The 10,703-nt window shown below is 43.0% G+C and carries 4 protein-coding genes; all 4 read right to left on the bottom strand.

The genetic code is table 11. From position 1 onward, the window contains the following. Nucleotides 1–939: 939 nt before the first annotated feature. Entirely contained in the window at nucleotides 940–3,246 is a 2,307-nt protein-coding gene (locus tag BLR53_RS15095) for a Tex family protein (RefSeq protein ID WP_037438989.1), read from the bottom strand. A 178-nt stretch (nucleotides 3,247–3,424) separates the two neighbouring features. Beyond that, on the bottom strand, nucleotides 3,425–4,411 hold the full coding sequence (locus BLR53_RS15090; RefSeq protein ID WP_074590860.1) for a pyruvate dehydrogenase complex E1 component subunit beta: 987 nt from the start codon (nucleotides 4,409–4,411) through the stop codon (nucleotides 3,425–3,427). 114 nt (nucleotides 4,412–4,525) lie between these two features. Next, entirely contained in the window at nucleotides 4,526–7,435 is a 2,910-nt protein-coding gene (locus BLR53_RS15085) for a PD-(D/E)XK nuclease family protein (RefSeq protein WP_037438993.1), read from the bottom strand. A gap of 31 nt (nucleotides 7,436–7,466) precedes the next feature. Beyond that, nucleotides 7,467–10,694, bottom strand: coding sequence for a UvrD-helicase domain-containing protein (locus BLR53_RS15080; protein WP_074590858.1), 3,228 nt, complete (start codon nucleotides 10,692–10,694; stop codon nucleotides 7,467–7,469). Between the last annotated feature and the right edge of the window lie 9 nt (nucleotides 10,695–10,703).

The raw sequence follows: 10,703 nt of genomic DNA, 5'->3' as shown, positions 1-10,703 counted from the left end.
CGACATCCGTCGTACATTTTCCCGTTTTTGTTGGGACTGCAAAGGTAGAAATCTTTTTTAATTTAGCAAGCTTTTTATTTTTTATTTTCTCTGAAGTTTCCTTCCTTTAAATAGCAAACAGGCGATCTTTCAATCTCCCCAAGCCGGCCTTCTAAAACCTTCCTTTACATCCTTTCAATTCCTTCTCTTTTTCTCTTGCCTTCTCACATTTCCCTTCCTCCGAAGCGGGTTGCAAAAGTAAGAAAATTATTACTACTGCCAAACAATATTACCGACTTATTTGTATAATCCCGCTAAAACACTGTTGTTCAGCTATAAAATTATCGTGTATAATTTACAACATGTGGCCACCCCAAAAAAACAACTGAAATCTGCCCGATTTAAGCTTAAGCCGTATTTATAATTGCGGTATCGGAAACAGAGCTGGAAACCCGTCATCAACCAAGAATTTAAAATTCGAGACTGCGAGTATATATATGTATGAATATATAATCTAATGCTCAAAAGATTTAAATTAAATAAAACACATCTGTTATCAGGAGAGAAATAAACTACAACTACTCCCAAAAGAACCTCAGTGCAAAGCCACGGGCTAAGAGATGTATTCATATAGTTTGAATTTAGTCCTGTCCCACAGCCAAAAGCTCCAAATAATGCTTACCCGAATAAAGATAACCTCACTCGGGTCAACCATGGGTCAAACATGGGGTTTAATTGGGCCAAGCCATGGTTTAGTCGAACAACACTAACATAAGTATCAACCATGACAAGAACAAAACATGAATAACCCAGGATTGCAAGGCCAAAAAACAACTTCAGACAGCAATCCTGGCTATTAAAACAACCGGACTATTAAAACAACCGGACTATTAAAATAAAAAGCCAGCCCGATAAATGGGGCTGGCTTTGAAAAGATATCATAATTACGATAAGACCTGACTATTTGAATTTATTTTTTAATGCCGCCAATTTAAGCTGCAAATCTCCTTCCGGTTCTGTTTTTTGACGGATATCGGCTGTTTGTTTTGGTCTGGAAGATGCAGATGCTTTTGATCTCTCACCTGTAGATGCCGGTGTACGCTGAGCGCCGGAGTCTGCAGATCGTTTAGGCAAAGGCCTGTCTTCCGTACGCATAGATAAAGAGATTCTCTTACGTTGCACATCAACCTCTTTAACCGTTACCTCAACCTGCTGGCTCACTTTGACCACATCGTTTGGATTCGCCACAAATTTATTCGCCAGTTGACTGGTATGTACCAGACCATCCTGATGCACACCTATATCTACGAATGCGCCGAAGTTGGTAATATTAGTAACGATACCGTTCAACTTCATACCGATACGCAGATCATTAATTTCGTTAACCCCTTCTGTAAAACTAAAAGCCTCAAACTGCTCCCTGGGATCACGACCGGGTTTTGCCAGCTCAGCCATAATATCCGTTAAAGTAGGTAGGCCAACCTCCTCATCTATGTATTGTTTGAGGTTTATATTTTTTTGCAGATTCACATCTTTCAGCAAATCCTCTACGTTTTTACCGAGGTCTTTGGCCATTTTCGCCACTAATTTGTATCGTTCAGGGTGCACACCACTTGCATCCAGCGGATGTACTGCGCCGCGGATACGCAAGAAACCCGCTGCCTGCTCAAAAGCTTTCCCACCAAGTCTGGGCACTTTTTTCAGGCTTTCCCTGTTTTTAAATGCTCCATGTTCATTTCTATAGTTAACAATATTCTGCGCGAGTTGAGGGCCTAATCCCGAAACATAGGCCAGGACTTGTTTAGATGCCGTATTTAATTCAACACCAACTGCGTTTACACAACTCATTACGGTATCATCGAGCGACTGTTGTAATTTGGACTGATCGACATCATGCTGATACTGCCCTACCCCAATTGATTTAGGGTCAATTTTAACCAGCTCCGCTAAAGGATCCATTAATCTCCTGCCGATAGATACAGCGCCCCTGACAGTAATATCCTGTTCCGGGAATTCTTCACGTGCCGCTTCCGACGCCGAATAGATTGACGCACCGCTTTCATTGACCATCACAATTAAAACCCCCGGAATCTGTAAACCTCTTACAAAGACTTCAGTTTCCCGTCCGGCGGTTCCATTGCCAATAGCAATGGCCTCAACCTGATGTTTAGCACATAGTTTAAGTAAAGTCTCTGCCGCAGACTTTTGGTTACCCTGTCCGGTATGCGGATAAATAGCTGTATTCTCCAGTAATTTTCCCTGCTGGTCCAGGCAAACCACTTTACAGCCGGTCCGGAAACCAGGATCAATGGCCAACACATTCTTCTGTCCCATAGGGGCCGCTAGTAAAAGTTGTCTCGCATTTTCTGCGAAAACACGAATAGCTTCTTCATCTGCACGTTGCTTGGTGAGTACGCGCAGCTCTGTTTCCATAGCAGGGCCAAGCAGTCGTTTATATCCATCCTGCATAGCGAGCTCCACTTGTTTCGCCGTTGCATTTCTTCCTTTAATAAACTGACGTTGCAAAATCTCCACAGCGCCGGCCTCATCTGGTTCGGCTTGCAATCGCAAAATCCCTTCATTTTCGCCGCGGCGCATAGCCAGCACACGATGCGAGGGCGCCGACTTTACATTTTCAGACCAGTCGAAATAATCTTTATATTTTATCCCCTCTTCTTCTTTCCCTTTAATTACCGAAGATTTATAAACAGATTTTTGCTGATAATAAATACGCATAGCTGTTCTTGCTTCTGTATGCTCACTGATCATTTCGGCTATAATATCTCTGGCACCTGCTAACACATCAGCAACACTGTTTAAAGCAAACTCTTCACTCAGATATTTTGCAGCAGCATTTTCTGGTTCCAGATTACCCTGTTCAAATAGTAATAAGGCCAGAGGCTCCAGTCCTTTACGGCGGGCCTCAGAAGCACGGGTTTTCCTTTTAGGTTTATAAGGAAGGTAAATATCCTCCAGCACATTTATATTTTCTGCAGCAAGAATAGCTTTCTCCAGCTCCGGAGTCAGCTTATCCAGGCTTACCAATGATTTAAGTATAGCCTCCCTGCGTTTATCGAGTTCACGTAAAGCCTGAAAACGATCGCGGATTGCCGCAACCTGCACTTCATCCAGACTTCCGGTCATTTCTTTTCTATACCTGGAGATAAAAGGTACTGTTGCACCTTCATCCAGCAGTTCAATTGTGGCGAGAACTTGTTTTTCAGTAACTGAAAGTTCCGCAGCAATAGTTTTAGAATGATTACTCATAGTTTTTATCAGTATGTAATTTACTTCTTCGTGGCCAATATAAGTGTGCAAACCCGAAACATGTTTTGAGTAGCAGGCTTATAATGGGTATATTAAAAGGTAAATGGGTATAAAAAGAGCAAAAAAAATCCCGCAGCTTCTCGGCCAGCGGGATTTTTATAGCATTTGCTAATATTTCTTATTTATTTACGTACATAACTTCTTTCACAGCTTTGATCACACGCTCTGCGTTTGGTAAGCTGGCCGCGATTAATGTAGGCGCATATGGAAGCGGTACATCGGCACAAGTAATACGTAATACTGGTGCATCTAAATGATCGAATGCATTCTTTTGTACGTTAAAGGCAATTTCAGAAGAAATTGAAGCCAATGGCCATGCTTCTTCCACAATAACCAGACGATTTGTTTTCTTTACCGACTCAATGATAGTTGCATAATCGATAGGACGTACAGTACGTAAATCGATCACTTCAACACTAACACCTTCTTTTGTCAATTCTTCCACAGCCGGATTAACGACTCTTGTCAGCATTTTACCAAAAGTTACGATAGTAACGTCTGTACCTTCCTTCACAATATTAGCCTTACCGATTGGCAGGTAATATTCTTCTTCAGGAACTTCACCTTTGTCACCATACATTACCTCAGATTCCATGAAAATAACTGGATCCGGATCAATTATAGCTTGTTTTAACAATCCTTTTGCTTCATAAGGCGTAGAAGGAACCACTACTTTTAAACCAGGGCAATTTGCAAACCAGTTTTCAAAGTTTTGTGAGTGTTGTGCACCTAACTGACCTGCATTTCCTGTCGGGCCACGGAAAACGATCGGAATAGAAAACTGACCGCCGCTCATGGATAACATTTTTGCAGCACCATTGATAATCTGATCGATTGCAACTAAAGAGAAGTTGAACGTCATAAATTCTATAATAGGAACCAATCCGTTCATTGCTGCGCCGATACCGATACCGGTAAAACCAAGCTCTGCAATAGGGGTATCAATAACGCGTTTGTCACCAAACTCGTCCAGCATTCCCTGACTTACTTTATATGCACCATTATATTGCGCAACTTCTTCGCCCATTAAGAAAACGTTTTCGTTCTTACGCATTTCTTCGCTTAAAGCTTCACGCAAAGCTTCTCTAAATTGAATCTCTCTCATTGTATATTCAAATGTTAACTTCCGGCAAATATAACTATTGTAGCGTAATAATAAAGTAGTGATTTAATTACATTACAATCCCTTTATATTATTTGAACTTGCAGAACCGATTTTCTATTTGCCGCAAAGAGATAAATAAGGACAGTACTGGCAATTTTCCGGCTGTGTAGTATGTATAAAAGGTGTTTCCGGATTAAAAATCTCTTCCAGTTTATTTTGTAATTTCTCCTGAAAATCTTGTTTCTGAAGCTCTAGTTCTACTGTTTGTAAGTGCAGCCTTTTGCGATTAACCATCTGATAGAACAGTGTTCCATCCTTCTGCATCTTCCTGACCAGATACAAATTCGGCTCTAGCCCTGTGATATTTTTGTTCTTCTCATAGACATAAGTGTAGAAAAGGGTCTGTACAAGAGCTTTATTCTGTTTTGGACTCTCCTGATCAAAAAGATCATCCAAGGAACTGAAATTTAACTCATCGCGTCCCGTTTTATAATCTACAATCCGGGTTATGCCATCTTTCTGGTCAATCCGGTCGACGATACCCAGCAAATTTATGCTTTTCTGCTTTCCAGCAACTTGTAACGGAAAGTTTAGGAGAACCTTATCTTCCAGGGCAAGTAAACTAAACGGAGCATAACGCTCATCATATTCCAGAATAACCCGGGCATATTCCATAACAATCGCCAAAATAACCTGCTGCATCCCTCCCGGCTCGAAAACTGGTGGCGGTGAATCTTTGAAAACAACCGCAGCATATGCTTCTTTTGCAAGCTTCGCCAAGGATTCTTTTTGCACGATGATCCGATCTGCAGTTATATAAGGACCGGACTTTTTCAATTCCGAATAAAAATTCTCCAGTAAATAATGCAGCATAGAGCCAACCTGATTTGCTTCCATCTGTTCTGCAATAGCCTCAGGCTCTTTAATTGCAGCGATATATTTATAAAAGAACTGTACGGGACAATTTAGATAAGTTGTCAGTGCGGTTGCAGAAAGTATTGGCCTGGAATCACGCTCTTCCAGATAGCGGTTTAATACTGCCTGTATTGCGGGAGTCTTTATAATATCCAGGTGTTTCCGGTCCGCGGTTGATACCGGTTGGGATTGTTCGAAATAGGAGAACTTATAACCGCTTTCGAATTCGAGCTGCCTTAAGAATCTTGTCGGCTCTCCTGTTGTACTGTCATCTGCCTGTCCGTTATATACCAGGCTGACCGTTTTGGCACGGTGGAGCAGCCTGTAGAACATATAAGCAGAAATAGCATCCTGGTTTTCAATAACAGGTAAGCCGTAAGCCCTGCGAATGCTGTCGGGGATAAAACTCGGTGAGACACTAACCTGTGGAAGAATCCCCTCGCTTGCCCCCAGAATATAGAGATGCTCGAAATCAAGACTTCTGCTTTCCAGCAAACCCATTACCTGTAACCCTTCAAGCGGTTCACCAGACAAAGGCACAGCAATACCCTGAACTGCTTTCTGCATCAGCGAGAGTACAAAATTCAAGGGCAATGTAGCGGCGTATTCCTTCAGTGAATCGAAAAGTTTATTTAGTTCAGTGATTACTGCGATAAGCAGGTCTGCCTCCGTTTGTCGCAGCAGGCCCGCGTCCAGCTGTACAGAAAGAACATTTCTGAAAATGTCCTGTAACCCTTTAATCGCCATTGCTCCGGATTGCGCAGGCTGAAAAAACATCCCGGCCAGTACTCCAGCCTCTTTCCAGACCTCAGGTCCGATCTCTGTTTGCTGCATCAAGAGCATCTTACTCAGAACATCATTCCGGTGAGTAGCATCCATGCCTACTAAAGGATGAGAAAGGAAAGCTTCCGCATCCCGGTAATTTACGGTCAGTTTTTTTCCGGGTAAATAAGCTGACTGCACAGAAAGCCACAGATCTGCCAGTCCGAACACAGAAGAAGCCAGTAAAGGATAACCCATTGTGACATTCAGCGGCAATTCCTTTTTTACACCTTCATAAATATAATGCGAAGGAACACTTTGTAATACCGGCAATAATAAACTTTCATCGGCCAGCACGATCGCTACTTTACCGGTCGTATCCAGCGCATCTAGCACTGGATAATCGACTTCTAATTCTTGCTGAAGCAATTTTGCCTGCGCTGTATGTCCTTGCGTGCGGAATACTTTAATTTCTTTAACCATACTCCGCATGTGCGGTCTGGATACGCCAAGTGCATTCGGCAGCCCCAAATGATGAATGTTTTTTCGGAGGAAAAGTCCGGCCTCCTGCATCTCATCATCCATATAATAACTGTCTGTATCAAAATAAAACAACGCCAGCCCGGCTTCATTCCAGCGTTTAAATACAACTGCTTCGGCTTTACTTAACGCATTAAATCCGGCAAAGACTAGTTTTCCTTTTATAAAAGGTTTAATAAATTCAGAATTTCCAGCAGAACCTTCTGCCAGGTTACGGTACATCCGGGCCATTGTGCTCATTCCTTTGAGCTCCAGTTCTTCATGGAATGCACGATAGAGCAATGGCATCCGCCGCCACATTTTTATAAACTGCTCCTGATGTTTTTTCTGTTTGCCGGTAGAATAAGAGGTCCAGAATTGTTCCAGAAACAATTGTTGCTCCGGACTCAAGTGCTGAAAATCTTTTTCAATCACAGCGATATCTTCCAGTTCTTCAAACAAACGGTCTGCAGGCACCAGATCATTATCGATCTGTGCAAAGTCACTTAGAATCATTCTGGCGACAGGATAAAAAATATCCGGCGGTATTTCTTTCCCTCCCTCGCCTTTCAATAAAAGGTTATATTGCTGATAAAGAGTAAAAAACTGTGTAAAGCTGTCCGCAACCTTCAGATCGGAAGACATGGCAAAAAATTCCTGTATTGTATAAAATGACGGACTCCAGAATGGCTTGCCGATCACCGCGGCAAGATGATGCTGTAAATAAGCCACCGGCCGTTTATTGTTAAATATAATAGCGGCATGGTGCAGGTCTTTCCCCAGCCGGGCATTCAGATCTTCTGCAACTTCTTTTAAAAATGCTTTCATGAATTCAGCGACTGTTTAAAAATCATTCAATTTATACCAATATTAATTCGCCAATTCTGGCATAAAATAAATACGTGCTGACATCCGGATACCCCATCTGCTGCAAAAGCTCACGGTAACCATGTACCTGAGTAATATGTTTCTTACTTTTCTGAGCGGTAAACTTGTAATCGATTACAATGACCCTGTCACCAGCAAAAAGGACCTTATCGGGGCGATAGCTCTTACCATAGGCATCAATAATACTTTTCTCATTCCTGATGGCTGTACTTTGCTCCAGCAGTGCTGCCAATTGCGTATTGCCCAGCACCTGCAAAGCCTGTAAACGGAAAGCTTCCAGCTCCTGCGCTTTGAACAGCCCTTCTTCCAGCATCTGGTCTAATACCAGCTCAATCTCATCGGCATTTTCTGCCCTGGCCAGCACTTCATGTAATATACTTCCTTCGCGGCCGGCGGTGTCATTTAGCAGCATGTCAAGTTTCTTTCTTTTGAGATCTGCGTCAAACACTGCGCTCAACCGGTCTGAAACAGGGTAAGCGGGGAAATGGACGCCTACGGGACCTTCTTTCGCTACTATCTTTTTAACCGGTACAGGTTCATCTACCAGAAATTGTCCCTCCTCTGAAAGATCATCCTGCAGCATGAAAGCAATAAGATCTCCTATATTAGTGAGTCCGGCAGATTTTTTCCCCAGACAACTGATATAGAGATATTCTTTAGTCCGGGTTGTCGCTACATAAAGCATATTGAGCGCATCCATCTGGTTGTATAGCAATTCTTCATAATAAGCTATGGCAACTGCACTTTGCCCCAGACTTGCAGTATATTTTAAAGGAATCTGTCTGAGTGCCTCATAAGGGGTCCCGGCAGCAGGCACCCAAAATATTGAATTCGTTTTTCCACCTGTATCCCAATTACAAAAAGGAATCAGAATGACCTTAAAGGCGAGGCCTTTTGATTTATGTATTGTGATAACCTGGACTGCATCGGAACTTTCCGAAGAAGGAAGTGTCTTGCGCCCTCCTTCTTCTTCCCAATAGGTCAGAAAAGCACTTAAGCCTCTCTCTCCTTGCCGGGCTATGTTTCCCGCCAGATCCCTTAAAGCAAATAAATAAGGAAGATGACTGGAGTTTTCCGGTTTATCCAGGCCATAAGCCCGTAGCAGTTTCTCCATCAGTTCACCCAGCGGTTGTTGCATCCAGGCTCTCCAGTTCAGACACAAATCTGGCGGGAGCACTGAAGACAGATCTTCCAGATTTTTATCTTTCAGCCTGAACAGATCTGACGGCACATTTTCTACTCCCCTGATCTGCGCATAGAGACTGATACAGTTTGCTTTATATAAGGCTGTATTCGTCGGCGGCCCTGTCATAACCAGAAATGTATTAATGAGTAATTTGACTGCTGTATTATTAGCAAGTAAAAGCGCTTCGCCGGAAATCACATTAATCTGCGCCGCCATTAAAGCATCTACTACCGATACAGCTTCTGAATTGGAACGGACGAGTACGCAGGCGTCGCCAGGTAAATATCTTTTTTCATCCTGTATAAGTCTTTTCAGGGTAGTAACCATCCCATCCAGTGCCGCTGCCCTGAAGGTAGTTTTATTTAATGCTGCACCATCGGCGTCTGTCCTCATTACACGGATATCGATAGTGCCACCCGGAAGTGTTCTCGGATTCATTTGCTGCTCCGCTTCTGCATACACACCCGGCATAATATGATGATACCCTTTTTCGTTCCACCACTCCTGTAAAACCAGATTCTGATCTTGTTCGGCGACGGTCTGGTTAATCTGCTGCTGCATTAAAATAGGTAATGCTTTATACAGCATATTATTGAAGTTGATAATATTTGCCGTGCTCCGGTAATTCTCTTCGAGATTGGCATCAACTACATAACCTGCACCAATATCTTTTTTTGCCTGCTGATGCAGGATATTCCAGTCACCATTTCTCCAGCGATAAATGGACTGCTTCACATCTCCAACGATCAGGTGATCTATCAGAGTCCCATCGGCTTCTGCCATTGCATTTTTTAGAAGCGGCCTGAAATTCGCCCATTGATTGGCCGAAGTATCCTGGAACTCATCAAACAGGAAATGTTTATAACGGCTCCCGGTTTTCTCCCAGATAAAAGCAGGGTTATCGTCGTCCTCTCCGGTAATCCCTTTAAGCAGGTTTTGCGCATCACTGATTAGCAGATTTCCACTTTCCTCCCTGTAGGTTTTAAGCAAAATTGCCATCTCCTGCATTAATCGCAGATAATAAAGGTTTTTCTGAAAGGCCTGCGCCAAAATATAATCGGGCAGTTCCTGTTGATAGAAAGTATAAAGATCCCTGATCCGCGGATTCAGCTGATCATAGAGGCTATCATAACTACTGTCTTTAAACCACTCCTCCGGTTCGTCGATCAGTTTAGCAAGACTGCCAATCTTTTCTGTGTCGCCAACGGCTATTTTGGACAAATTTAATAATGGTGAGCGAGATTTCCCTTTGAGCTGATCGGGAGAAACACCTGAGTTTTCGAAATGTAAAGCCGCTTCTGCGCTTTTACTTTGTACCTGATCTTCGAAATCTCTTAACCGTTTTCGGGTCTGTTTACTGTACTGGCTAAACAAGTCGTTCAGATCGGTTTGCTGCACCAGATCCTGAATCGCCTGGTCAAAAGGAAGATAACGCTCCTTAAATAATTCGCCAGCCAATTCTGTGAGTTCTGCGCGATAGTTCCAGCTGATATTATTACTGATCCTGTCCATGGCAAGTTCGATAATCCAGGTTAGCAGCGCCGGATTAGTATCGAGCTGTTCGTCCAGCTTGTCGGCCAGTTCATTTTTCACTTTCTCAAAATTCATTTCCAGGGCATATCCGGAATCCAGCCCCAGTTCAAAAGCAAAACCACGGATTACTTTCTGCACAAATCCATCTATAGTGCTAATGGAAAAACGACTGTAATCGTGTAAGATTCTTTTATATATTTTCTCGGATTTCTCCTGTAATTGCTGTGTTGTCATCCCGGGATGAGCCTTTAAGACCAGCTCGCGATAATCCTGTACCCCGCTATCTCCGATGGCAAAACCCCTGAGAACCTCCATGATCCGGCCTTTCATTTCTTCTGTAGCCTTATTAGTAAAGGTAACAGCCAGGATCTCGCGGTATTTGGTTTCTGCCGATAGCAGCAGGGTCAGATAATGTGCCGTCAGACTGAAAGTTTTTCCGGAACCAGCTGAAGCCTGTAAAATCTTTAAAGGTAATGGCATGAGGTGAAG

This window comes from Pedobacter antarcticus, assembly GCF_900103515.1.
GTDB lineage: Bacteria > Bacteroidota > Bacteroidia > Sphingobacteriales > Sphingobacteriaceae > Pedobacter > Pedobacter antarcticus.
This window is presented reverse-complemented; position numbering and strand designations above follow the sequence as displayed.